The organism is Streptomyces sp. NPDC032745, from assembly GCF_055579465.1.
Genome location: NZ_JBVING010000008.1, coordinates 399226 through 421807 on the forward strand (window position 1 = coordinate 399226; position 22582 = coordinate 421807).

Annotated in this window: 23 protein-coding genes; 16 read left to right on the forward strand and 7 right to left on the reverse strand. The window is 72.3% G+C overall.

Annotated elements, in window-relative coordinates; translation table 11 throughout:
- Positions 1 to 9 precede the first annotated feature (9 nt).
- Positions 10 to 1704, reverse strand: a complete 1695-nt coding sequence (betA, locus tag ACZ5WG_RS22915) for a choline dehydrogenase (RefSeq protein ID WP_468725489.1) — start codon at positions 1702 to 1704, stop codon at positions 10 to 12.
- Positions 1705 to 1870: 166 nt separating this feature from the next.
- Here betA and ACZ5WG_RS22920 point away from each other — a divergent pair, with 166 nt between their 5' ends.
- Entirely contained in the window at positions 1871 to 2668 is a 798-nt protein-coding gene (locus tag ACZ5WG_RS22920; protein ID WP_468725490.1) for an IclR family transcriptional regulator, read from the forward strand.
- Between the two features lie 19 nt (positions 2669 to 2687).
- Here ACZ5WG_RS22920 and ACZ5WG_RS22925 read toward each other — a convergent pair whose 3' ends face one another.
- The 3 genes from ACZ5WG_RS22925 to ACZ5WG_RS22935 form a co-directional block, all read right to left on the reverse strand.
- The gene (locus tag ACZ5WG_RS22925; RefSeq protein ID WP_468725491.1) at positions 2688 to 3842 is read right to left on the reverse strand and encodes an aromatic ring-hydroxylating oxygenase subunit alpha; all 1155 of its coding nucleotides are present in this window, start codon (positions 3840 to 3842) and stop codon (positions 2688 to 2690) included.
- 94 nt (positions 3843 to 3936) lie between these two features.
- A complete protein-coding gene (locus ACZ5WG_RS22930) occupies positions 3937 to 5121 on the reverse strand; it encodes an NAD(P)/FAD-dependent oxidoreductase (protein ID WP_468725492.1) in 1185 nt (394 codons plus the stop codon).
- Positions 5118 to 5465, reverse strand: coding sequence for a bifunctional 3-phenylpropionate/cinnamic acid dioxygenase ferredoxin subunit (locus ACZ5WG_RS22935; protein WP_468725493.1), 348 nt, complete (start codon positions 5463 to 5465; stop codon positions 5118 to 5120). The genes ACZ5WG_RS22930 and ACZ5WG_RS22935 overlap by 4 nt, the downstream gene beginning before the upstream one ends.
- A 212-nt stretch (positions 5466 to 5677) precedes the next feature.
- Between ACZ5WG_RS22935 and ACZ5WG_RS22940 the strand changes: the two genes are divergently transcribed.
- The 4 genes from ACZ5WG_RS22940 to ACZ5WG_RS22955 all read left to right on the forward strand — a co-directional run bounded on the left by ACZ5WG_RS22940 (position 5678) and on the right by ACZ5WG_RS22955 (position 8596).
- Complete coding sequence (locus ACZ5WG_RS22940) at positions 5678 to 6394, forward strand: response regulator transcription factor (protein WP_468725494.1); 717 nt, start codon at positions 5678 to 5680, stop codon at positions 6392 to 6394.
- On the forward strand, positions 6391 to 7836 hold the full coding sequence (locus ACZ5WG_RS22945) for a sensor histidine kinase (RefSeq protein WP_468725496.1): 1446 nt from the start codon (positions 6391 to 6393) through the stop codon (positions 7834 to 7836). Before ACZ5WG_RS22940 ends, ACZ5WG_RS22945 begins: the two co-directional genes overlap by 4 nt.
- Positions 7837 to 7967: 131 nt before the next feature.
- Positions 7968 to 8384: a hypothetical protein gene (locus tag ACZ5WG_RS22950; RefSeq protein WP_468725497.1), complete on the forward strand. Its 417-nt coding sequence runs from the start codon at positions 7968 to 7970 to the stop codon at positions 8382 to 8384.
- On the forward strand, positions 8381 to 8596 hold the full coding sequence (locus tag ACZ5WG_RS22955) for a hypothetical protein (protein WP_468725498.1): 216 nt from the start codon (positions 8381 to 8383) through the stop codon (positions 8594 to 8596). Before ACZ5WG_RS22950 ends, ACZ5WG_RS22955 begins: the two co-directional genes overlap by 4 nt.
- A gap of 59 nt (positions 8597 to 8655) precedes the next feature.
- On the opposite strand, the gene ACZ5WG_RS22960 is transcribed toward ACZ5WG_RS22955, so the two are convergent.
- Positions 8656 to 9351: a TetR/AcrR family transcriptional regulator gene (locus ACZ5WG_RS22960; protein WP_468725499.1), complete on the reverse strand. Its 696-nt coding sequence runs from the start codon at positions 9349 to 9351 to the stop codon at positions 8656 to 8658.
- Between the two features lie 64 nt (positions 9352 to 9415).
- Here ACZ5WG_RS22960 and ACZ5WG_RS22965 point away from each other — a divergent pair, with 64 nt between their 5' ends.
- Positions 9416 to 10930 carry a monooxygenase gene (locus ACZ5WG_RS22965; protein WP_468725501.1) on the forward strand — a complete coding sequence of 505 codons (1515 nt, stop codon included), beginning with the start codon at positions 9416 to 9418 and terminating at the stop codon, positions 10928 to 10930.
- 23 nt (positions 10931 to 10953) lie between these two features.
- Here the strand turns inward: ACZ5WG_RS22965 and polX are convergent, their stop codons facing one another.
- Positions 10954 to 12678 (reverse strand): DNA polymerase/3'-5' exonuclease PolX, encoded by a 1725-nt coding sequence (gene polX, locus ACZ5WG_RS22970; RefSeq protein WP_468725502.1) that lies wholly within the window; start codon positions 12676 to 12678, stop codon positions 10954 to 10956.
- A gap of 196 nt (positions 12679 to 12874) precedes the next feature.
- Between polX and ACZ5WG_RS22975 the strand changes: the two genes are divergently transcribed.
- Together ACZ5WG_RS22975 and ACZ5WG_RS22980 are read left to right on the forward strand one after the other, a co-directional pair.
- Entirely contained in the window at positions 12875 to 14248 is a 1374-nt protein-coding gene (locus ACZ5WG_RS22975) for a GH1 family beta-glucosidase (RefSeq protein ID WP_468725503.1), read from the forward strand.
- On the forward strand, positions 14245 to 15483 hold the full coding sequence (locus tag ACZ5WG_RS22980) for an MFS transporter (RefSeq protein WP_468725504.1): 1239 nt from the start codon (positions 14245 to 14247) through the stop codon (positions 15481 to 15483). Before ACZ5WG_RS22975 ends, ACZ5WG_RS22980 begins: the two co-directional genes overlap by 4 nt.
- Before the next feature lie 50 nt (positions 15484 to 15533).
- Here the strand turns inward: ACZ5WG_RS22980 and ACZ5WG_RS22985 are convergent, their stop codons facing one another.
- A complete protein-coding gene (locus ACZ5WG_RS22985) occupies positions 15534 to 15770 on the reverse strand; it encodes a chaplin (protein WP_468725505.1) in 237 nt (78 codons plus the stop codon).
- 208 nt (positions 15771 to 15978) lie between these two features.
- Here ACZ5WG_RS22985 and ACZ5WG_RS22990 point away from each other — a divergent pair, with 208 nt between their 5' ends.
- The 8 genes from ACZ5WG_RS22990 to ACZ5WG_RS23025 all read left to right on the forward strand — a co-directional run.
- Entirely contained in the window at positions 15979 to 16149 is a 171-nt protein-coding gene (locus ACZ5WG_RS22990; protein ID WP_468725506.1) for a hypothetical protein, read from the forward strand.
- Positions 16150 to 16218: 69 nt separating this feature from the next.
- Positions 16219 to 18084, forward strand: a complete 1866-nt coding sequence (locus ACZ5WG_RS22995) for an ABC transporter ATP-binding protein (protein ID WP_468725507.1) — start codon at positions 16219 to 16221, stop codon at positions 18082 to 18084.
- Positions 18085 to 18100: 16 nt separating this feature from the next.
- The gene (locus ACZ5WG_RS23000) at positions 18101 to 19006 is read left to right on the forward strand and encodes a serine/threonine-protein kinase (RefSeq protein WP_468725508.1); all 906 of its coding nucleotides are present in this window, start codon (positions 18101 to 18103) and stop codon (positions 19004 to 19006) included.
- Positions 19007 to 19075: 69 nt separating this feature from the next.
- Positions 19076 to 20359, forward strand: a complete 1284-nt coding sequence (locus ACZ5WG_RS23005) for a pyroglutamyl peptidase (protein ID WP_468725509.1) — start codon at positions 19076 to 19078, stop codon at positions 20357 to 20359.
- A 251-nt stretch (positions 20360 to 20610) separates the two neighbouring features.
- The gene (locus tag ACZ5WG_RS23010; RefSeq protein WP_468725511.1) at positions 20611 to 21030 is read left to right on the forward strand and encodes a DUF7144 family membrane protein; all 420 of its coding nucleotides are present in this window, start codon (positions 20611 to 20613) and stop codon (positions 21028 to 21030) included.
- Between the two features lie 104 nt (positions 21031 to 21134).
- Complete coding sequence (locus ACZ5WG_RS23015; protein ID WP_468725512.1) at positions 21135 to 21788, forward strand: hypothetical protein; 654 nt, start codon at positions 21135 to 21137, stop codon at positions 21786 to 21788.
- A 90-nt stretch (positions 21789 to 21878) separates the two neighbouring features.
- Positions 21879 to 22076 (forward strand): hypothetical protein, encoded by a 198-nt coding sequence (locus tag ACZ5WG_RS23020; RefSeq protein WP_468725513.1) that lies wholly within the window; start codon positions 21879 to 21881, stop codon positions 22074 to 22076.
- Between the two features lie 122 nt (positions 22077 to 22198).
- Positions 22199 to 22582, forward strand: a 384-nt coding sequence (locus ACZ5WG_RS23025) for a leucine zipper domain-containing protein (protein ID WP_468725514.1), incomplete at its 3' end; no start/stop codon positions are given.

A 22582-nucleotide genomic window follows, 5' to 3' on the forward strand; every position in this document is an offset into this window, starting at 1 on the left:
CGCTCCTCCTCAGGTGTGGCCGGGGCTCTGCCCCTGCTCTGCCTCGCTGCGGAGGCGGTGGTGCCGGTAGAACTCGGCCTTGGACGGCGGCAGCGGCTCGTTGCCCAGGATGAGATCGGCGGCCTTCTCGGCCACCATCATGACGGGTGCGTAAATGTTCCCGTTCGTCACGTAGGGCATCACGGAGGCGTCCACGACGCGCAGCCCCTCCAGACCGTGCACGCGCAGGCTCGCCGGATCGGTGACCGCCCCCTCGCCGGTGCCCATCCTGGCGGTACAGGACGGGTGCAGCGCGGTCTCGCCCTCCCTGGCCACCCATTCGAGGATCTGCTCGTCGGTCTCGACCTCCGGCCCGGGCGAGATCTCGCCGTCGTTGTACGGCTCCAGTCCCGGCTGGCCGAGGATGGTGCGTGCGGTCCGGATCGCCTCGACCCACTCGCGGCGGTCCTGCTCGGTGGAGAGGTAGTTGAACCGCAGGGCCGGGTGCATCCGGGGGTCCTTGCTCCTGATCTTGACCGAGCCGACGGCGTCGGAGTACATCGGGCCGACGTGCACCTGGTAGCCGTGGCCCCCGGCGGGCGCGGAGCCGTCGTAGCGGACCGCGACGGGCAGGAAGTGGAACATCAGGTTGGGGTACGCGACGTCCTCGTTGCTCCGCGCGAAACCGCCGGCCTCGAAGTGGTTGGTCGCGCCGGGGCCCGTGCGGAAGAGCCACTGGAGGCCGATCCAGGGGCGGTGGCGCCACTTCAGGTAGGGCTGCATCGAGACCGGCTGCCTGCAGGCGTGCTGGACGTACACCTCCAAGTGGTCCTGGAGGTTCTCCCCCACGCCCGGCAGGTCGTGGACGACGTCGATGTCCAGGGCCCGCAGCTCGTCGGCGTTGCCGACCCCGGACAGCTGGAGCAGCTGCGGGGAGTTGATCGCGCCGCCGGACAGGATCACCTCGCCGGCCCGCACCTGCCGGGGTGCCCCGCGGCCGCGGCGGTACTCGACGCCGACGGCGCGCTCGCCCTCGAAGAGGATCCGCGTCACGAAGGCCCTGGTCCGCACGTCGAGGCCCCGCCGCTTCATGGCCGGGTGGAGGTAGGCCCGGGCGGCGGACAGCCGCCGCCCGCGGTGGATGGTGCGGTCGAAGGCCGCGAAGCCCTCCTGCCGGTAGCCGTTGACGTCGTCGGTCAGTGGATACCCGGCCTGCCGGACCGCCTCCATGAAGGCCGGGAAGAGGGGACTGGAGGCCGGGCCGCGCTCCAGGACGAGGGGTCCCGAGCGGCCGCGGAACTCGTCCTCCGGGTCCGCGGCCAGGCAGTTCTCCATCCGGTTGAAGTACGGGAGGCAGTGCGCGTAGTCCCAGGTCTCCATGCCGGGGTCGGCGGCCCAGCGCTCGTAGTCGAGGGGGTTGCCGCGCTGGAAGATCATTCCGTTGATGCTGCTCGACCCGCCCAGCACCTTGCCCCGGGCGTGGTAGATGCGCCGCCCGTTCATGTGCGGCTCGGGCTCGGACTCGTACTTCCAGTCGTAGAAGCGGCTGCCGATGGGGAACGTGAGCGCCGCGGGCATGTGGATGAAGACGTCCCACGGGTAGTCCGGGCGGCCGGCTTCGAGGACCAGGACGCGGTTGCCGGGATCCGCCGAGAGCCGGTTGGCGAGGGCGCTGCCGGCCGAGCCGCCGCCGACGATGACGAAGTCGTACTGCTGGGGCACCATCGGAGTCTCGTCCCTCCGTCGTCTCCGGCCGAGGGCTGCCCCCAGCCGTCAAGATGCGGCGCATGCTAGTACGGGTATCGCCAGGCGCACCAGGTTGCGTTCCGCGCAACTTTTCGGCCTCGGCTCGCCCCGGCCTGCTGTTGATGACGGCGCGTATAGTTTCGCCATGAGCAACTACGAGGCAGCCACCGAAACCGCGGGCGCGCCGGCGGGCGGGGTGCAGTCCGTCGACCGCGCCGTCAGCGTGCTGGAGATCCTCGCCCAGCGCGGCGAGGCGGGCGTCAGCGAGGTGGCGGCGGAGATCGACGTCCACAAGTCGACGGCGTTCCGGCTGCTCGGCGCGCTGGAGGCGCGCGGCCTCGTCGAACAGGCCACCGAGCGCGGCAAATACCGGCTCGGCTTCGGCATCGTGCGGCTGGCGGGCGCGGTCACGGGGCGGATCGACATCACCCAGGTGGGCCGCCCGGTGTGCGAGCGGCTGGCCGAGGAGCTCGGCGAGACGGTCAACATCGCCATCCTGGAGGAGCAGTACGCGATCAACCTCTGCCAGGTGCGCGGCCCGGGCGCGGTGACGGCGCACAACTGGGTCGGCCAGCTGACCCCGCTGCACGCCACCTCCAGCGGCAAGGTCCTCCTCGCCCACCTCCCGGCGAAGCAGCGCGTGCAGCTGCTGGCGGAGGCCGGTCTGAAGAAGTACACGCCGAGCACCCTGACCGCCAGAACGAAGCTCGAGAAGAACCTCGTCGCGTCCCTGGACCGCGGGTACGCCATGACGTTCGAGGAGTACGAGATCGGGCTGCACGCCATGGCCGCCCCGATCCGCGACCGGGACGGCGTGGTCATCGCCGCGATCAGCGCATCGGGGCCGAGCTACCGCTTCACCGAGGAGCGCATGCACGAGCTGGCCCCGCTGCTGCTGAAGGGTGCGCTGGAGATCAGCCACCGCATGGGCCACCTGGGCTGAGCGTCCCCTTCGACGGCTCCTACCGCGACGGCTCCTGCCGCGGCTGCTCGTGCCCGGTGCCCAGCCGGTCCCGGACCCAGTCGTGGAACGCTCCGATGTGGTGTTCGCTGGGCACCAGCACGCCGCCCTTGGCGTACATGCGGGAGCTCATCGCGGGCTGGCAGCGCTCGCAGGCGTCGAAGTCCTGCCGGTTGACCCGGTCGAAGAGCTCGACGGACCGGCTGACGTCCTTGCCGCTCTCCACCACGTCCTTGAGGTAGAGCCAGTCGCATTCGACGATCGTTCGGTCGGCCGCGACCGGGTACATCCGGTGGAAGACCACGTGGTCCGGCACCAGGTTGACGAAGACCTGCGGCCGCACGGTGATCGCGTAGTACTTGCGGTCCTGGTCCGGTGAGACGGTGGGGATCCGGTCGAGGCCCTCCGAACCGTCGACGGTGAAGCCCTGGACGCCCTCGCCGAAGGCGGCGCCGTGCCCGACGTAGTACTGCGCCGCGTAGCCGTCGGCGAACTCCGGGAGCACCTCGGTGAGTTCGGGGTGGATCGTGGCGCAGTGGTAGCACTCCATGAAGTTCTCGATGATGAGCTTCCAGTTCGCCTTGACGTCGTAGACGATCCGCCGTCCGACCTCCAGGTCCGCGATGCCGTACCGCTCGATGGATTCCGCGTCGCCGAGCCGCTCCACGGCCGCGCCCACGACCTGCTCCTCGAAGGAGGGCGGGCGCTCCGCGAGGCAGACCCAGACGTACCCGAGCCATTCCCGTACGGGCACGGGCGCCAGCCCGAACTCGGTCCGGCCGACGTCGGGCATCTTCGTGAGGTTGGGGGCGGCGATCAGCCTGCCGTCGAGGTCGTACGTCCAGGCGTGGTACGGGCACTGGAACGCCCGCCTGACCTCTCCGGTCTGCTCCGTGCACAGCTTCGCGCCGCGGTGCCGGCACACGTTGAAGTAGGCGCGGATCGCGTGGTCGCGCGCTCGCGTCACCAGGATGCTCTCGCGGCCGACGTCCACGGTCCGGAAGGCGCCCGGCTTGGCCAGCTCGGACGAGCGCCCCACGCAGAACCACATCGTCTCGAAGATGCGTTCCTGCTCCAGCCGGAAGATGGCCGGGTCGGTGTAGTAGTCGCCGGGGAGGGTGGCGATCAGGCTTTCCGGCAGGCCGGTCGTGGTCACGTGCACTCCTCGCGGAACGTCGTGGTTCGGGGCGTCGGGGGCAGCGGGGCGGCGCATGGGGGCGTAGCAGCGTCGGATCGGGACCCGCCACGGGTCAACCGGCCGTCCGGGCCTCGGCGGTGGCCAGCCGGCGCCGCCACCGGGTGAACAGGCGCGTCTGGTTCAGGCCGAGCACCGCGACCGGCCGGCCCGCGCTCCGGTAGACCGCGAGGAAGCAGCGGTCGGCCGCCGCGCCCTCCTCGATGGTGACGCTGTCGGCCTCCGCCGCGTACCCGGCGAACTGGATCCGGGTCCCGTACTGGTCGGACCAGAAGTACGGGGGCCGGGGCGCCTCCGGCACGCCCCGCCCTCCGGAGAGCAGGGCGGCGACCGCCGCGGCCGGGCGCTCCCGCGCGCCGGTCCAGTGCTCGACCCGGCGGTGGGCCCCGACCGCCGGCTCGTACCAGGCCGCGCAGTCCCCGACGGCGACGATGCCGGGGATGTTCGTACGGCCGGCGGCGTCGCACCGTACGCCGTCGTCGAGGTCCAGTCCGGACCCCGCCAGCCAGTCGGTGCACGGGCGGGCGCCCACTCCGACGACCACGGTGTCGGCGTCGAGGCGGCGGCCGTCGTCGAGTACGACGGCCTCCACCCTCCCCGTACCGGCGAGTGCACGTACGCCCGTTCCGCACAGCAGGCGGACGCCGTGGTCGGCGTGCAGCAGGGAGACGAGGGAGCCCATCTCCGTACCGAGCGGGCCGGCCAGCGGTGTGGGCGCCGCCTCCACGACGGTGACGTCGAGGCCGAGGCGCCGCGCGGTGGAGGCGACCTCCGCTCCGATGAATCCGCCGCCGACGACCACCAGTCGGCCGCCGCGGGCCAGATCCGCCCGCAGCGCGCGGGCATCGTCCAGGGTGCGCAGGACGTACACGCCGTCGAGGGGCTCGCTCCCGGGCAGGGTCCGCGCGGCGGCGCCGGTGGCGATCACGATGCCGTGGGCCCGGACCGACCGGCCGTCGGCGAGCCGTACGTGGTGCTCGGCCCACGACCCGGTGTCGAGCCCGACGGCTCGCACGCCGAGCTCCCACACGGCCGCGAGGTCCTCGCCCTCCGCTTCCAGCGCGAGTGCGTCCTCGTCGATCTCGCCGGCGAGGAACTCCTTCGACAACGGGGGCCTGTCGTACGGGCGGTGGGGTTCGCCGCCGATGAGGACGAGCCGTCCGTCGTAGCCCTGCTCACGCAGCGAGCGGGCGGCGGACAGGCCGGCCAGCGAGGCGCCGACGACGGCCACGGTCTTCACGCGCGGCCTTCCACCCGGTGGGCGGCCGCGCAGGGCGTCGGGGACGGCAGGACGTACACCATGCCGTCCTCGACGAGGACCTGGTGGGTGCGGACGGGGCGCTTGGCCGGCGGGGAGTCGACGCCACCGGTGCGCAGGTCGAACTTCGAGGCGTGCAGGGGGCATTCGACCTCGCACCCCTCGAGCCAGCCGTCGGACAACGAGGCGTCCTGGTGGGTGCACGTGTCGTCGATGGCGTACACCTCGCCGTCCTCGGTATGGAACACCGCGATCGGAGGATCGGAATCGAGTCTGCAGGCCTCGCCTCGCGGGAGATCGGCGAGTCGGCACGCGGGAATCTTCATGACACCTCGGTGCGTATAGCGAAACGGATTGCGGTGAACGCAACGCCAGTGTGAGGGCGCCCCTCTACCGTGTCAAGGAAGGATTCACGACATCGGGAGGGGGCCCGGACCCGCGTACCCACCCCGCTCCGCACCCCGGCTTCCGGGCGGTCCGTCGGCCGTGAGAGGGTCGGCGCCCGGCCTGCGACGGGGCCGCGCGCGAGGAGGGCAGTGTGACCGGCAGCACATCCACCGGGCTGGTACTGGTGGCGGACGACGACGCCGCCATCCGCCGCTCGCTGGAGCGCGGGCTGCGGCTGAGCGGCTTCACCGTGCTCCTCGCCGAGGACGGACCCGCCGCGCTGGGCCTGCTCGCCGACCGGGCCCCGGACGTCCTCGTACTCGACGTCTCGATGCCCGGTCTGACCGGCACGGAGGTCTGCCGCAGCCTGCGCGCCGAGGGCGACGAGACCCCCGTCCTGATGCTGTCGGCCCTCGACGAGGTCGCGGACCGGATCGCGGGACTGCAGGCCGGGGCCGACGACTACCTGGTCAAACCCTTCGCCCTGGAGGAGCTCGTGCTGCGCCTGCACGCCCTGCTGCGGCGCCGGCCGGCCCAGGCGCCTGCGCCGGACGTACTGCGCGCCGGCCCGCTGGTGATCGACGAGGCCAGCCGGCAGGTACGCCAGGAGGGCGCCGAACTCCACCTCACCCGCCGCGAGTTCGAGCTCCTGGTGCAGCTGGTGCGCAACGCGGGGATCGTCCTCACAAGGGATCAGCTGCTGGACCGTGTGTGGGGCTACGACTTCGAGGTGCGCAGCGACGCAGTCGACACCTTCGTCAGCTACCTGCGCCGCAAGCTGGAGGAGGGCGGGCGCCCGCGCCTGATCCACACCGTGCGCGGTGTCGGTTTCGTCCTGCGCGTCCCCGAGGCCTGGAGCGGCTCGTGAAGCTCGCCACCCGTATCGCGCTCTCCGTGACCGTGGTGGTGCCCCTGCTGGTGCTCGCCGCGGGCCTGCTGGTGCTCGGGCTGGTCAGCCGCGACCTGCACCAGCAGCAGGACACCCGGCTCCAGGACCGGGCCTCGTCCGTCCTCCCTGACGTCAAGGCGATGCTCACGGCCGACCTGAACGGGCGTCCGAAGGCCGAGCAGAACCAGCACCGCAAGGTCCTCGGCGACGTCCTCGACGCCGGGATCCGGGTACGGACCACGGACGGAACGGTCGTCCTGGAGGGCGGACCGCAGCCCGCCGACCCGGTACGGCTGCCCGAGCAGACCCCGGGCGGACCGGTCACCGTCCGGGCCAAGGGACATGCCTGGCGAGTGCTGACCGTCCCGGTGGCCGGACCGGCGCCGGGCACGTTCTGGCTGTTCACCCCGGCCTCGGCCGCCGACCCTCAGGTCGTGGCCGTGCGCCGCCGGGTCCTGCTGGTCGCCCTGCTGGCGGCGCCGGTCTCCGGGCTGCTCGCGTACGGGCTGGCCGGCCGCGCCACCACCTCCGTACGGAGGCTGAGCCGCCGGGCCGCCGAACTCGACCCGGGGGCGGGCGCGGCCGCCTTCGCCACCGCACCGGTGAACATCGCCGAGGTGGACGAACTGTCCTCCGCCATCGGCCAGTTGCTGGCCCGGTACGAGGAGCAGGCCGCCCGTACGGCGCAGGCGCTCGACACCGCCCGCTCCTTCTCCTCCGCCGCCTCGCACGAACTGCGCACACCGCTGATGAGCATGCGGACCGACCTGGACGTCCTCGCCGCCCATCCCGACCTCTCCCCCGCCGAACGGGCAGAGATCGTACGGGACTTGCAGAGCGACCACGCCCGGCTGCTGGACCTGCTCACGGCCCTGCGGATGCTCGCCCGGGGCGATCTGGTGGAGGTGTCCGCCTTCGCCCCGCTCGACCTCTCCGAGCTGGTGGACACGGTCGTCGGCGAGACCGCCCGCCGCCATCCCACGGCCCGGCTCGATGCTGAACTCCCGCCGGAGCTACGGGTGTTCGGATGGGAGGCGGGGCTGGCCATCCTGCTCGCCAACCTGCTGGGCAATGCGGTGGTGCACGGCCACCTGCCGGACGAGCCGTCCGGGATCGCGGTACGGCTGCGCGCGGAGGGCGGGTACGCGGTGCTCACCGTGGACGACGCGGGGCCCGGCATCCCGCCCGGCGAGCGGGAAGCCGTCTTCCGGCGGTTCCACCACCGCCCGGGCAGCCCCGGCTCCGGGCTCGGGCTGACGCTCGTCGCCCAGCAGGTCGCGCTGCACCGGGGCACGGTCATCATCGGGACGCCGCCCGGCGGCACGGGCACCCGCGTCGAGGTGCGCCTGCCCCTGTCGGCCGCGGACGCCCCGACCCTGCGCCTGCCGAGGCGCCGCGACTGGATCTCCCGGGGGGACTGAGCGGAGCCGAACCGGCCGGGCCGCACGGGGCGCTGCTGTGGACTCACAAAGATTCCACAAGGACACCTCCTACCGTCCTGACCGGTCGGCCGCCCGTGAGCCGGCCCGCTCGCACCGAAGGGGATACAGCCATGCTCCCGAACCGTAGGACCGCCGCTGCCGCGATCGGCGCCGTGGCGCTGGCCGGCGCACTGCTCTCCGCCGCCCCCGCCCAGGCCGATGGCGGCAGCCCCGCCCCCGCCGCCCCGAAGACGGCCAAGTCCGCGCCGAAGGGCGACGGCGCCAAGGCGATCTGCAAGCGCCTGCCGAAGACGGAGACGCGCGTCAGCACCGCGATCAACCGCCTCAACGGCGACGTCACCGTGCCCGGCTCCGTCGCGCGGCTCGAGCAGCGCGTCGCGAACGCGCAGACCGCCGGCCACACCGAGGTCCACACCTACCTCAACGACCGCCTGACCTTCCGCAAGAGCCTGCTGCCCACCCTGCAGAAGCGGCAGGACGACCTGAAGGCCGTCAGCACCTGGTGCTCCGCGCAGGGGTCCAAGTGACCGTGCCCCGCCGCGCCGCCGCGGGGCTCGCCACCCTGCTCACGGCGGCCGCGCTGCTGCTCACCGGCTGCATGCCCGGCGCGAAGGCCCAGCCCCAGGACACCCAGTCCGTGAGCGCCGACGACGCCCAGGTCAAGGACATGCAGCAGAAGCTGGACGATGCCGAGAGCGCGGCGGCCCAGGCGGACTCGGACGCCGCCCAGAACAACTGACCCACCCCGTACGCACGCATCCGGCCTGCCCCCGACCCTCGGGGCAGGCCGGATGCGTTTTACGCAGCGGGCTCGGGCGGGTGCAGTGCGCGCAGGCCCTGGACCAGCAGGCCCAGGCCGAACTCGAAGTGGGCCGCGAAGTCGGCGCTGGTGAACACGGGCAGGGCCGCGGCGAGGTGCGGGAACCGGGCTGCCGTCACCGCCTCACGCAGCTGCCCGGGGTCCGCGGGCCCCTGGTCCCCGGGCTGCAGGGCGGCCTGCTCCTCGAGGGTGTGCCCGACGGTGAAGTGGGCGACGGTCAGCGCGGTGCGCGCCGCCTCCTCGTGTCCGAAACCCGCCTCGCGCAGGACCCCGATGAGGGTCTCGGCGAAGCCGAGGGTGTTCGGTCCGGTCGAGTGCGTTCCCGCGTAGACCCGTGCGCCGTCGCGGTGCGCGAGCAGCGCCGTGCGCATGCCGCGGGCCAGGGCCGTCAGCCGTCCGCTCCAGTCGGCGTCCGGCGGCGGGGTGGCGCAGCCCGCCAGCATCCGTTCGGCCATGGCGGTCAGCAGGTCCTGCTTGGTGGCGAAGTGGCGGTAGAGCGCCCCGGCCTGGACGCCCACCGCGTCGGCCAGCCGCCGCATGGTGAGCGCGTCCAGGCCGGCTTCGTCCAGCAGAACCAGGGCGGCCTCGACGGTGCGGGCCTGGTCCAGCCTCGGCGGCCTGCCCCGGCTCGGGCGGGCGGCGTCGGCGGGCGGCGGGGTTGACGGTGCACTCATGGCCCCCACTATAGTGAACATCGTTCACGTGAACACTGTTCACTAAATTGGGGAGAGGTTGCCGATGGACACCGATGTGATCGTCGTGGGCGCGGGCCCGACCGGACTGATGCTCGCCGGCGAGCTCGCGCTGGCCGGCGTACGGACCCGGGTCGTGGAGCGGCGGGACGCCCCGCAGCAGGATTCCCGGGCGCTGACCCTGCACCCGCGCAGCGTCGAGCTGATGGACCAGCGGGGGCTGGCCGACCGGTTCCTCGCACTCGGCCGGACCGTGCCCGGCTGGCATTTCGCCGGTCTGAACACCCGGCTGGACTTCAGCGCTCTGGACTCGCGTCACGCGTACACCCTGTTCCTGGCCCAGGCGCGTACGGAGGCCCTGCTGGAGGAGCGGGCGCGTGAGCTCGGCGTGGAGATCCGCCGCGGGCACGAGACCACCGGGCTGCGCCAGGACCCGGACGGCGTGGAGGTCGACGTACGCGGTCCGGGCGGGGTGGAGACCGTACGCGCCCGCTACGTGGTCGGCTGCGACGGCGGACGCAGCATCGTGCGGAAGGAGGCCGGCATCGGGTTCCCGGGAACCGCGGAAACGCTGACCGGGATCCTCGGCGACTTCGCGGTGGCCGACCCGGAGAGCCTCGGGCGGGCGCGGGCCGGGGGCGTGCTGGCCGTCCCGCTGGAGGGCGGCCTGACCCGGTTCGTCCTCATCGATCCGGAGCGGATGCGGACGCCGGCCGACGAGCCCGTCACCGCCCGGGAGTTCCGCGACTCGCTGACACGGATCTGCGGGAGCGACTGCGGCATCGACCGGCCCCGGTGGCTGTCCCGGTTCGGGAACGCCACCCGGCTCGCCGAGCGCTACCGGTCCGGCCGCGTCCTGCTGGCGGGGGACGCGGCGCACATCCACTTCCCCGCGGCCGGCCAGGGACTCAACACCGGGCTCCAGGACGCCGTGAACCTGGGCTGGAAGCTGGCCGCCGAGATCCACGGATGGGCGCCGCCCGGGCTCCTCGACACCTACCACGACGAGCGTCACCCGGTCGGCCTGACGGTCACCGAGAACACCGAGGTCCAGACCCTGCTGGCGGAGCTGACGCTGGTCCCCTCGTACCAGCGGCCCGCCGCGGCCCTGCGGAAACTGCTCGACGACCTGCTCGGCATCGAGGAGGTCAACCGCCGGCTCGCCGGGCTGGTCTCCGCGCTCGGCGTCGGCTATCCGGCCGCCGGCCCCGGCGCCGATCCGCTGGTGGGCGCCCGGATGCCCGACATCGCGCTGAGCATCTCCGGTTCCACGGCCTCCCGGGTGTACGAGCTGCTCCACGAGGGCCGCTTCGTCCTGCTGAACCTGGCAGAGGAGCAGCACTTCGACATCGATGGCGACGCGGGCTGCGACGGCGGACGGGCCGGCCGGGTCACCGCCGTCACCACCACCGGCCACCACGGCAACCCCGGCCTCGACGGGGTGGCCGAAGTCCTCGTTCGCCCCGACGGCCACATCGCCTGGGCCACCCGGACGGCCGACGCCGCAGCCCGCCGCAGCGAGCGGTGCCAGGCACTGTCCGCCTGGGCCGGAAAGCCGTAGGCAACCGACGTGAGCACAGGGTGTCAGGCCCGCTTCCCCTGCAGGAACCGGCGCAAGCGGGCCCACGGCCACGTGTTGACGACGTCGTCCTTCGTCAGCCAGCCGCGCTGCGCCGTGCCCACCCCGTAGCGCAGGTACGGCAGGTGCGTGGTCGCGTGCGCATCCGAGCTCACCGCGAACTTCACCCCGTGGCCCTTCGCGCGCAGGATGTCCTCGTCGCGCAGGTCGAGCCGCTCCGGATGCGCGTTGATCTCCAGGGCTGTGCCCGTCCGCGCGCAGGCCTCGAAGACCGCGTCGAAGTCGGCGTCCACACCGGGGCGTCTGCCGATCCGCCGGGTGGTGGGGTGGCCGATGACGGCGACGTTCGGGTTCTCGCACGCCCGGATGAAGCGCCGGGTCATGGCCGCCCGGCTCTGACCGAAGTGGGAGTGCACGGATGCGACACACAGGTCGAAGTCCGCGAGGAACCCGTCGGGCCAGTCCAGGCCGCCGTCCGGTCCGATGTTGAGTTCCGTGCCGTGCAGCAGCCGCATCCCGTGCACCGTGCGGTCCAGTGCCCGTACCTGCTCCCGCTGCGCCAGGATCTTCTCCTGCGTCATGCGTTGCATGGCGAGGTCCGGCGCGTGGTCGGTGACCGCGTAGTACGCGTAGCCGCGGGCGGCAGCCGCGGCCACCATGTCCTCCAAGGAGGCGAGGCCGTCGGTGAGGTCCGTGTGGGTGTGCAGGTCGCCCCGGACGTCACCCTCGGCCACGAGGTCGGGGAGTTCGCCCCGCAGCGCGGCCGCGATCTCCCCGCGGTCCTCCCGCAGCGGCGGCGGGATCCAGGGCAGGCCCAGCCGGGCGTAGATCTCCTCCTCCGTCTCCGAGGCGAGGTTCTTGCCGCTCTGCGCGTCGAAGAGCCCGTACTCGGAGAGCTTGAGCCCTTGGCGCACCGCCAGCGCGCGGGTGCGGATGTTGTGCGCCTTCGATCCGGTGAAGTACTGCAGCCCTGCTCCCCAGGACGCCGGCGGCAGGACGCGCAGATCGACCTGGAGGCCGGCGCCGGTCCGGATGGAGGTCTTCTTCGCCCCGTGCGCGATGACCTCGGCCGCGTAGGGGAGCTCGGCGAGCGCCGTCATGAAGGGCACGGACCGGTCGGCCGCCACCAGGATGTCGATGTCGCCGATCGTCTCGCGCATCCGGCGCAGCGAGCCCGCGTACGTGCACCGTACGCACCCGGGGATGCGCTCCATCTCGGCGACGATCTGCTCGGCGATGTCCATCGCGGCGCCGATCAGGATGCGGCCGTCGGCGTTCCGCAGTACGGAAATGCCGTGCAGGATGTTCTGCTCGGTCTGCTCGCCGAAGCCCTTCAGGTCACGCAGCCGCTCTTCCCGGATGGCGTCCTCCAGCTGCTCGACGGACGAGATGCCCAGCTCCTCGTACAGGACGAGGGCCTTGCGTGGCCCGAGCCCGGGGATGGCGGTCAGTGCCCGCACCCCGGCCGGGACGGTGGCCCGGCGCGCCTCGATGTCCGGGACGTGCCCGGTGCTCAGGTACTCCCGGATCTTGTCCGCGATGGACTTGCCCACGTGCGGGATCTCCCGCAGGCCCTCGGCGTCGAGCTGCGCGACATCGGCCGGGTGGCCGCCGATGGCGCGGGCGGCCTTCTCGTACGCGCGCGCCTTGAAGGCGTCGCCGCCGCTGATCGCGATCAGGTCGGCGTACTCCTGGAGCAGTGCCTCGACGCGTTCGTTGGCCCTGGGCATACCTCCAGGGTGCCCCCTGCACCCGGGCCCGGCTCGACCGGCGGGACGCGCTCCACGGCCGGACCGGGCTCGCGGACACCGTCGCCACCACCCCCGGCGATAAAAGTTGAGGATTGTTCACTTTCCATTGACAGGGCGGGCTCCGGGGCCCAAAAGTGTGCCGTCAGCGATGCACCTGCGACCGAAGTGAGCCCGCATGACAGCGCCCGTACCCGCGTTCCCCGCCGATTTCCTCTGGGGCGTCTCCGCCTCGGCCTTCCAGATCGAGGGCTCCCCCACCGCCGACGGCCGGGGCCCCTCCTCCTGGGACGCCTTCACCGAGCAGCCGGGGCGCATCAGAGACGGCTCGCACGCGGGCGTGGCCACCGACCACTACCGCCGCTACCGAGAGGACGTGGCCCTGATGGCCGGACTCGGCGTCGGCGCCTACCGGTTCTCGGTGTCCTGGTCGCGGGTCCTGCCGGACGGCCACGGGCGGGTCAACCGCAAGGGGCTGGACTTCTACGACCGGCTGGTCGACGAGCTCTGCGCCGCCGGCATCGCCCCGGTGCCCACCCTGTTCCACTGGGACACCCCGCTCGCGCTGGAGGAGAAGGGCGGCTGGCTCAGCCGCGACACCGCCGAGCGGTTCGCGGCGTACGCCTCGGTGGTCGCGCAGCGGCTCGCCGACCGAGTCCCGATGTGGATCACCATCAACGAGCCCGCCGAGGTCACCCTCCTGGGATACGGCCTCGGCGAGCACGCCCCCGGCAAGCGTCTCGTCTTCGACGCCCTGCCGGCGGCGCACCACCAGCTCCTGGCCCACGGCCTGGGCGTACAGGCCCTGCGTGCGGCGGGCGCCCGCGAGATCGGCATCGCCGCCTCGCACAGCCCCGTGTGGGCCGCGAGCGACGGCGAGGCCGACCGCGCCGCCGCCGAGCTGTACGACACGCTCACGAACCGCCTGTTCGCCGACCCCGTCCTGACCGGCGCGTATCCGGACGAGGGCCTGGCCTCCCTGCTGCCCGGCCCGGTGGCGGAGGACCTGAAGACCATCTCGGCCCCGCTGGACTGGTACGGGATCAACTACTACAACCCGATGCGCGTCGGAGCCCCGCAACCGGCGGCCCCCGCAGGCGAGTTCGGCGGCATCGGGATACCCGCGGACCTCCCCTTCGGCATCCGGCCGGTCGAGGGGTACGCACACACCGACTTCGGCTGGCCGGTGGTCCCGGACGGGCTGCGCGAACTGCTCGTCTCCCTGCGCGAGCGCTACGGCGACCGGCTGCCGCCGCTGTACATCACCGAGAACGGCTGCTCGTACGGGGACGGGCCGGATCCCACGACGGGACGGGTCGCCGATGCGCGCCGGATCGCGTACCACGAGGGCCATGTGGCCGCCCTGCACCGGGCGATGGCGCAAGGGGTGGATGTCCGCGGCTACTTCATCTGGTCGATCCTCGACAACTTCGAATGGGCGGAGGGGTACCGGCAGCGGTTCGGGCTGGTCCACGTCGACTACGAGACGCTGGAGCGGACCCCGAAGGAATCGTACGCCTGGTACCGCGACCTGATCAAGGGCGGCAGATGACCGTCGGACGGACGGCCGAGGAGACCGGAAACCCGGTCGGCGGGCGCTGGGTCGGTGCGCTGTCCCTCGCGAACCTCGGTGTCTGGGTCGGCTGGTTCGGCCCGCTCCAACTGCTCCTGGCCCGCCAGGCGGAACAGCTCACCCCGGACCACAAGGCGTCCACCCTCGCCCTCGTGACGGGTGTGGGAGCGGCGGTCTCGATGGTGGCCAACCCGGTCTTCGGGGCTCTGTCGGACCGTACGACATCGCCGGCGGGCCGGCGGATCCCCTGGGTGGTGGCGGGAGTTGCAGGTGGGGCGGCCGGGCTGCTCGTCCTCGCCCGGGCTTCGAGCGTCGCCGGGGTGATCGCGGGTTGGTGCCTGGTCCAGCTCGCGCTCAATGCGGCGTTCGCCGCCCTCACCGCCGCCGTGCCCGACCAGGTCCCGGTCCGGCAGCGCGGCCTGGTCGGCGGCTGGCTCGGCGTCTCCCAGGTCGGCGGGATCCTGGTCGGTACGGCGCTGGCCACGGTCGCGGGCGGCGTCACCGCCGGGTATCTCGCGTGCGCGGCCTTCTCGGTGCTCGCGGCCGTCCCGTACGTGGTGTCGCGGCGCGACACGCGCCTGCGGCCCGACGCCCGGCCCGTCTTCCGGTGGCGGACCTTCCTGACCGGCTTCTGGATCGACCCGCGGCGCCATCCGGACTTCGGCTGGGCCTGGTTGACGCGCTTCCTGATGAACCTGTCGTACTCCGTCAGCACGATGTACCTGCTGTACTACCTGACCGACGCCGTGCACTACGAGGACGACGCGGACACGGGCGTACTGATCCTGACGGCGCTCAACGCGCTCACCCTCCTGGCCACGGTGGTGATCAGCGGCGTCCGGTCGGACCGTACGGGCCGCAGGAAGGTCTACGTCATCGGGTCGGGGCTGGTCATCTCGGCGGCCACCCTGCTGCTCGCCGTCTGGCAGACCTGGACGGGGGCGATCGTCGCCTCGCTCGTCCTCGGGGTCGGGTTCGGCGTCTACACGTCGGTGGACTTCGCCCTGCTGACGGATGTGCTGCCGACGGCGGAGGACCGGGGCCGGGACCTCGGCGTCATCAACATAGCCAATGCGCTGCCCCAGGTGCTGGCTCCCGTGATCGCCGCGCCGGTGGTCACCCACTTCGGCGGGTACACGGCGCTGTACGCGCTAGCGGGGGTTCTGGCGCTGGCGGGATCCGTACTGGTCCGCCGCATCCGCGGGGTCCCGTAACGCCCGGCGGTGTCACCGGACGGGTCCGGTGACACCGCGTGCAGGGCGTATCAGTGGTTGACGCAGACGTTGCCGGCGGTCGGGTTCAGCAGCCCGATGATGTTGACGCTGTTCCCGCAGATGTTGATCGGGATGTGGATCGGCACCTGGACGACGTTGCCCGAGAGGAAGCCCGGGGAGCCGATGGCATAGCCTTCGGCCGTGGCGTCGGCCGAAGCGGTGCCGATCCCGCCAAGCGTCGCACCGACGACCATGCAGGCCGCAACGGCCAGGGTACGGATCTTCATGTGGATCTCCCATCGAATGAGGGTGTGCCGGGCCATCCCATACCAGACCGGCCCGATCCAGGCGGATTCACCCACCCGTGGGCGCCGTCCGCGGCGAGATGACACCGGATGCCACGAGATGCCGGTCGGGAGATTTTTCCGCAGAACGCAATCTCCCGGCCCGTCTGGACCGTATGCCCCTGTAGAAGCCTCTCCAGGAGGAAAGCTCATGGCGATCTTCACTCATCTCATCCCAGCAAACCGCCGTCACGGAAAGAGGGACTGGACCTCGGGGCGCGACGACAACACCGGCAAGCGCCGTCACCGTCGTCACCGGAACACCGGCCACGGCCATGGCCATGGCCACGGGAACAACGGCAACCACGGTCACGGCTGCTGACCGCCGAGAACGGCTGGGCGGACCCCGCTCCTTGATCCGCCCAGCCGGCAATCCTTGAGGAACGCGTCCATGAGGCGTGTCGCGTGGCATGCGCTGCACCGGCTGCTGTCGGTGGCCGATGATCCCGATGCGGTCGTCGCCGCCGCGCCGCCGGTGGCCCCGCGCGAGGCGTTCCGGCGGTTCTGGCCCTACACCCGCGGCGGCCGGCGCTGGCTCGTCCCGATCCTCCTCTTCAGCATGATCGGCCCGCTCATCGACGCGGCCGAGATCTGGCTCTTCAAGATCGTGGTGGACGAGGTCCTCGTTCCGCGCGATCTGCGCCCCTTCCTCTGGATCGCGCTGGCCTACCTGGGGCTCGTCATCTTCTCCGGCGTTCTGGAGTTCGCCGACGACGTGATGTCCACCTGGGTGGGCGAGCGCTTCCTGCTGGCCCTGCGTTCGGACGTCTACCGGCACGTCCAGGGGCTCTCGCTCGGGTTCTTCGAACGGCGGCGGCTGGGAGACGTACTGTCGCGCATCACCGGCGACGTCGACGCGATCGAGACGTTCCTCCTCTCCGGAGTGGCCAACGCCCTCTACTACGTGATCCAGTTGGGCGTCTTCCTCGGCCTGCTCTTCTACCTGAGCTGGGACCTGACCCTCCTCGCGCTGGTCATCGTGCCGCTCTTCTGGGCCTCGGCCCGGCGCTTCTCGCGGCTGGTCAGGGCCGCGTCGCGGGAGCGGCGCCGGCGCAGCGGCTCGATCAGCGCGATAGCCGAGGAGTCGCTCGGCAACATCGCGTTGGTGCAGGCGTACAACCGGCAGGGGACGGAGGAAGGCCGGTTCGCCCGGGAGAGCATGGGCCGCTTCCGCGCGGAGATGGTCTCGGCCCGGATCCGTTCCGTCTACGGCCCGATCGTCGAGATGATCGAACTGACCGGCGCGCTGGCCGTGATGGGCCTCGGTACGTGGAAGCTCGCGCAGGGGCAGCTCACTCTGGGCGGACTGCTGGTCTTCATCGCCCTGTTGAGCAAGCTCTACAGTCCGATCCGCGACCTGTCCCAGCTCACGACCACGTTCTACGCGGCGTCCGCGTCGGCCGAGCGGATCATCGAACTGCTCGACCAGCGCCCCCAGGTCGTCGAGGTGGCAGCCGCCCGTGCCCGGAGGATCGGGCGCGCCCGGGGCGATGTCGAGTTCCGCGGCGTCTCGTTCCGCTATCCGGGCACGTCGCGGTGGGCACTTCGCGACGTGTCGTTCCGTGTGGAGCCCGGTACGACGCTGGCGCTGGTCGGTTCGAGCGGCGCGGGCAAGTCCACGATCGGGAAGCTGCAACTGCGCTTCTACGACCCGGACCAGGGGGCGGTGCTCCTCGACGGCACCGATCTGCGGGAGCTGCGGTTGTCCGAGCTGCGCGAGAACGTCGCGGTCGTGCTGCAGGAGACGCTCGTCTTCCACGGCACCGTACGGGAGAACATCGCCTACGGCCGGCCCGGCGCGACGGAGGCGGACATCGTCGCGGCGGCCCGCGCGGCCGACGCCGACGGGTTCATCCGGCTGCTCCCCGAGGGCTACGACACCGTGGTGGGCCAGCGGGGCCGGACGCTGTCCGGCGGGCAGGCCCAGCGCCTGGCGATCGCCCGCGCGATGGTCAGGGACGCACCCGTACTGCTGCTGGACGAACCGACCACCGGCCTGGACGCCGAGTCGGGCCGGCGGATCATGGAACCGCTGCGCCGGCTGATGGCCGGGCGGACCACCGTCGTGATCTCGCACAACCTGCTCACCGTGCGCGACGCGACCTCCACGGTGGTACTGGACCGGGGCCGGGTCGTCGAGTGCGGCACGCACGAGGAGCTGCTCGTACGGGGCGGGGCCTACGCCCGCCTGCACCGCGCGAACGGCGGCGCGCCCGGCGCCGGCACGGCCGCTGCTCCCCTGAAGGTCCTGTCGTGAGCCCGAAGGTCCTGTCATGAGCCCTGCCCCCGCCACCCGGCCCGCCGCCCCGCCCCTCGCGCCGGGCGCGGCCCCCGTGCCCGGGTACGAGGTCCTGGCGCACCTGGCGAGGACCGGCTGGCTCGACCTCTACGACGCGTGGAGCGAGGAGCGGGACTGCCGGTGCGTGGTGAAGGTCCTGCGCCCCGACTGCCGCGACGAGCCCCGGCTGGGCGACCGGCTCGTGCGCGAGGGCCGCTGGCTCCAGCGCTTCACGCATCCGCATCTGGTCCGTGCGTACGAGACCTTCGATTCGCCCGAGCCGCTCGTCGTCCTCGAGACGCTGACGGGCGAGACGCTGTCCCACCTCATCGGCCGTCTGCCCCGGCGGGCGGCCGCCGACGACGTGGCCGTCCTGGGCGTGCAGCTGTGCTCCGCGATGCACTACCTGCACGGGCAGGGGCTGCTGCACCTGGACCTGAAGCCGTCCAACGTCGTGGTGGAACGAGGTCACGCGAAGGTGCTCGACCTCAGCGTCGCCCGCGCGCCGGGCATCGCCCCGCCGGGTGTCGGCACGTTCAGCCACCTGGCCCCCGAACAGGCACGCGGGGGACCGCTGTCGACGGCGGCCGACGTCTGGGGCATCGGCATCACGCTGTACGAACTCGCCACCGGTGACGTGCCGTTCGACCCCGGAGACACCCTCACCGGGACGACCGGAAGTGAGACGGAGGCCGGCGCCGAGGCCGCGGACCGGTACCCACAGCTCGAGGAACCGGCGCCGCCCGTCAGCACCCGCCGGCGTCTTCCCCGCGCCTTGGCGGCGGCCATCGACGGCTGCCTCCGGCCCGACCCGGCGGCCAGGCCCACGGTCCCCGAACTGTCCGCCGCCCTGGACGGAGCGTTGCGCCGGCGGCGGCGCGACACCCCTGCGCCGGAGTGACCGGATCACACCCCGTCCGAACGAGGGCGTCTGGCGGCGGTGTTGAGCGGCTATGTAATGTCACATGGCATGATGCTCTTACGGCGTGCCGCGTCGATCGCGGCCCTGCTTGCCACCGTCCTCCCCCTGGCCGTCACCGCTCCGGCGCACGCGGACGACACCTCCTCCTGCCGCCCGGCGGCCTCTCCACCGCTCGGCATACCGCTCGACGCAGAGCAGGCGCGGCTCACGGATGCGCGGACCACGGCGCTCGTGGAGAGCGCCGGGTTCGGGGACTTCGTACGGCGCTTTCCCGCCGCGCTCTGCGGAGTCCGGAACCCCGCCGAAGCCGGGCGGCTGCTCGACAGCTGGGGCGAGGCCCTCTGGCAGGCCGCCGTACGCCGCGCCCAGGGGCAGCGGCCCGCCGGTGACCTCCCGGCCGGGGACGACCGGCCGCTGTACTGGACACGGCTGGCCATGACCACCGCGCTCGCCCGCTGGGAGCCGGCATTCGCCGTCGACCGTGCTTCGCTGCGCGCGCGCTTCGAGGACGCCTCGCGCGGCCTCACCGACAACGCCTTCCGGACCGCTCCGGGCGTACGCCGCGTCTTCATCAGCGGCTTCGACCCCTTCGGGCTGGACGCCGAGCTCCGCCGCGCCAACCCCTCCGGTTCCGCCGCCCTCCAGCTCAACGGCCGCCGCATCACCCTCGCCGACGGCAGCCGCGCCGAGATCCGGGCCGTCGTCCTGCCCGTGCGGTACGCCGACTTCGACGCCGGCATCGTGGAGCGGGCCTTCGCACCGCGCCTGGCCGGCGGCCCCGGCACGGCGGACGTCATCACCACCATCAGCCAGGGCTACCCCGGCCTCTTCACCCTGGAGGCCTGGGCGGGCCGGTCCCGGTCGGCGGATCCGTACCCCGACAACACCCGTTCCCTCTCCGGCGGCACCCGCGAGCACCCGGTGACCGCTCCGGGCCTCGCCCCGGGCGCGGAGTTCATCCGGACCACGCTTCCCACCGACGCCGCGACCGGCGCCGTCCAGAGTCCCTACCCGGTGCTCCTGAACACCGCCGTCACCGAGATCCCGGCGGGCGCCGCCGCGCCCGTGGACCGCGAGGACGGCCCGACGCCGGGTTCGCGGGCGGTGGCGGGCGGCGGAGGCGGCTACCTGTCGAACGAGGTGGCCTACCGTTCCAACCGTCTCCGCGGCGACCTCGCCCCGCACGTGCCCGGCGGCCACCTGCACACCCCGGTCCTCAACGGCCTCCCGGCGGACCCGAACCTGCTGACCGGCCCCGAGTTCGAGCAGAACGAGGCCGCTATCACCGCGGAGGTCCGCACCGTCCTCGAGCACACCGCCGCACGCCCTTAGCCGGTGTCTACAGGGACCCGAGTTCGTCGCTCAGGTCCCCGAGACAGTCTCCCGGCGCCGACGGACGTGCCGAGGTACGTCCCGGTGATCGGGTCGAGAGCGACGGGGGCGTCGACGTGGGGCTCGGCCGTCAGAGCCCCTGACACCCCTCGGGCTCCCGACGTGCGCCCTGCGCGATGGGTGCGCACGATGGGTTACGGGACCGGTGCGTCACGGAGACCGGGTCCCACACTCAAGAGAGAGGCGGCGCAATGAGCAGCACGCCGAGTACTACGCCGAGCGCTACCAGCAGAGCCTGGGCATCGGGCGGTACGACGTTCGCGGGCGTCGTGATGATCGTCACCGGTATCTTCGGCATCATCGAAGGCATCGTCGCCATCGCCAACGACGAGGTGTACCAGCACGTCGGCGGCTACACCTTCAAGTTCGACCTGACGGCCTGGGGCTGGATCCACCTCATCGTCGGCATCCTAGTGGTCGGCGCCGGCGCGGCGATCCTCAAGGGCTGGGAGGCCGGCCGGATCGCCGGTATCGCCCTGACCAGCCTGTACGTGATCCTGCACTTCATGTGGCTGCCGTACCAGCCACTCTGGTCGATCATCGCCATCGGCATCGGCGTGTTCGTCATCTGGGCCCTGTGCACCGACGTCCCCCGGACGGCGAAGCCCTGACGGTGTGACGGCGTCAGCCGGATCCAGGCGCTCCGACGCTGCGCTGACTGCCGCTACGATCCTGCCGGTACGCGTGTGCCACCGGCAAGGGGAGCAAGGACAGCATGACGATTCACCGGCCGGGCCGGCCCGGAGACCTGCCCGCGGCGGAACTGCTCTGGGCGCGGTGGGCGTTCGTCGCCGTACTGGAGGCGACGACCGAGGCGGAGAGCCGCGGGATCCACCGCACCGGCCACTGGATCGACGGCGCCAGGCTCCGTCTCGACGACGCCGGCTGCACGTGGTGGACCCTGGCCCGGATGGGCCAGGGTCGTTTCGTGCTCTACGGCGAGGACGAGTCGAGCGGCGTCAAGTGGCACGAGCCCGCCGTCGACATGCTGGCGCAGGCCCCGGACTGGCTCCCGTACGAGACCCTCCACGGCTTGCTCGAGGGCTGGGAACTGGGCTGCGTCTACTGGTACGAGAACGGCGCCTGGGCTCGCGCGCCGTACCCCGAGGGCCTCCAGGACGACGGCCTGGACTGCGGAATGAGCCGTTTCGTGGCACGCGAGAAGGTCCTGGGGCTGCTGGCCGGCCACGGGCCGGCGGCGAAGGGGCTCCTGGAGGCCGCGGAGAACTACCGGCTGACGCCGGAGGCACTGGATCTGCTGGTCGCCAGTACCGGGAACGGCGGCCGGGACGAGGACTGGGACCTGCCCGCCGTGCACCGTGCACTGCAGCTCGCCGGCCTCACGGCCGACGCCGTCCCCGCCCCGTAGAACCGGCCTCGCCGTCACTCGAACGGCCCAGTCCGCACGGCGTGCAGGACGTCCTGCGATCCTGCACCCTTGACGGGAGAGGTGAGAACAGTGACCAGTCCGACTCCGGCCCAGTTCCGGGCCGTCCACGGAGACATGGGGCGGTGGCAGGCCGTCGACTTCGAGATCTACGAGCACCTCGTCGAGAACCAGTACGCCGTCGGCCCGAAGCCCCCGCCGGAACCCTCCGACCGGGCTGCGGCCCTCCAGGACCCCCACCCGCCGACCGGGTTCCGGCCGACGGGCTAGCTGTATTGCCCTGGGAGGTTGTGGACGGTGATGGAGGTCTCGGCTGAGGCGTCTTGAACGGGTGAGGGCCTCCCGGGTTCGGTGTGGATTGCGACATCTCCACCGAACGACAGAAGGCCCTCATGCCCCACCGTAATGCACCCCTGACCGAGACCGGCCGCCTGCGCCTGGCCCGCTGCGTCGTCGCGGACGGCTGGCCGCTGCGCCGGGCGGCCGAGCGTTTCCAGGTCTCGCCGACCACCGCTCAGCGGTGGGCCGCCCGCTACCGGGCCCTGGGCGAGGCCGGCATGACCGACCGGTCCTCCCGCCCGCACCACAGCCCCCGGCGCACAGCGACCCGCACCGAACGCCGGATCATCAAGGTCAGACTCGCGCGCCGGTGGGGACCGGCCCGCATCGCCGGCCTGCTGAACGTGCCCGCCTCCACCGTCCACCGCGTCCTGGTCCGCTACCGGATCGCCCGCCTGACGCACCTGGACCGGGCCACCGGCCGCGTCATACGCCGC

Coding starts and splice junctions, on each gene's coding strand:
- ACZ5WG_RS23010 (WP_468725511.1), top strand. CDS start 20,611: ATGAGCAGCACGCCGAGTACTACGCCGAGCGCTACCAGCAGAGCCTGG.
- ACZ5WG_RS22990 (WP_468725506.1), top strand. CDS start 15,979: ATGGCGATCTTCACTCATCTCATCCCAGCAAACCGCCGTCACGGAAAG.
- ACZ5WG_RS22985 (WP_468725505.1), bottom strand. CDS start 15,770: ATGAAGATCCGTACCCTGGCCGTTGCGGCCTGCATGGTCGTCGGTGCG.
- ACZ5WG_RS22935 (WP_468725493.1), bottom strand. CDS start 5,465: ATGAAGATTCCCGCGTGCCGACTCGCCGATCTCCCGCGAGGCGAGGCC.
- ACZ5WG_RS23005 (WP_468725509.1), top strand. CDS start 19,076: ATGATGCTCTTACGGCGTGCCGCGTCGATCGCGGCCCTGCTTGCCACC.
- ACZ5WG_RS22965 (WP_468725501.1), top strand. CDS start 9,416: ATGGACACCGATGTGATCGTCGTGGGCGCGGGCCCGACCGGACTGATG.
- ACZ5WG_RS22995 (WP_468725507.1), top strand. CDS start 16,219: ATGAGGCGTGTCGCGTGGCATGCGCTGCACCGGCTGCTGTCGGTGGCC.
- ACZ5WG_RS22920 (WP_468725490.1), top strand. CDS start 1,871: ATGAGCAACTACGAGGCAGCCACCGAAACCGCGGGCGCGCCGGCGGGC.
- polX (WP_468725502.1), bottom strand. CDS start 12,678: ATGCCCAGGGCCAACGAACGCGTCGAGGCACTGCTCCAGGAGTACGCC.
- ACZ5WG_RS22960 (WP_468725499.1), bottom strand. CDS start 9,351: ATGAGTGCACCGTCAACCCCGCCGCCCGCCGACGCCGCCCGCCCGAGC.
- ACZ5WG_RS22950 (WP_468725497.1), top strand. CDS start 7,968: ATGCTCCCGAACCGTAGGACCGCCGCTGCCGCGATCGGCGCCGTGGCG.
- ACZ5WG_RS22980 (WP_468725504.1), top strand. CDS start 14,245: ATGACCGTCGGACGGACGGCCGAGGAGACCGGAAACCCGGTCGGCGGG.
- betA (WP_468725489.1), bottom strand. CDS start 1,704: ATGGTGCCCCAGCAGTACGACTTCGTCATCGTCGGCGGCGGCTCGGCC.
- ACZ5WG_RS23000 (WP_468725508.1), top strand. CDS start 18,101: ATGAGCCCTGCCCCCGCCACCCGGCCCGCCGCCCCGCCCCTCGCGCCG.
- ACZ5WG_RS23015 (WP_468725512.1), top strand. CDS start 21,135: ATGACGATTCACCGGCCGGGCCGGCCCGGAGACCTGCCCGCGGCGGAA.
- ACZ5WG_RS22975 (WP_468725503.1), top strand. CDS start 12,875: ATGACAGCGCCCGTACCCGCGTTCCCCGCCGATTTCCTCTGGGGCGTC.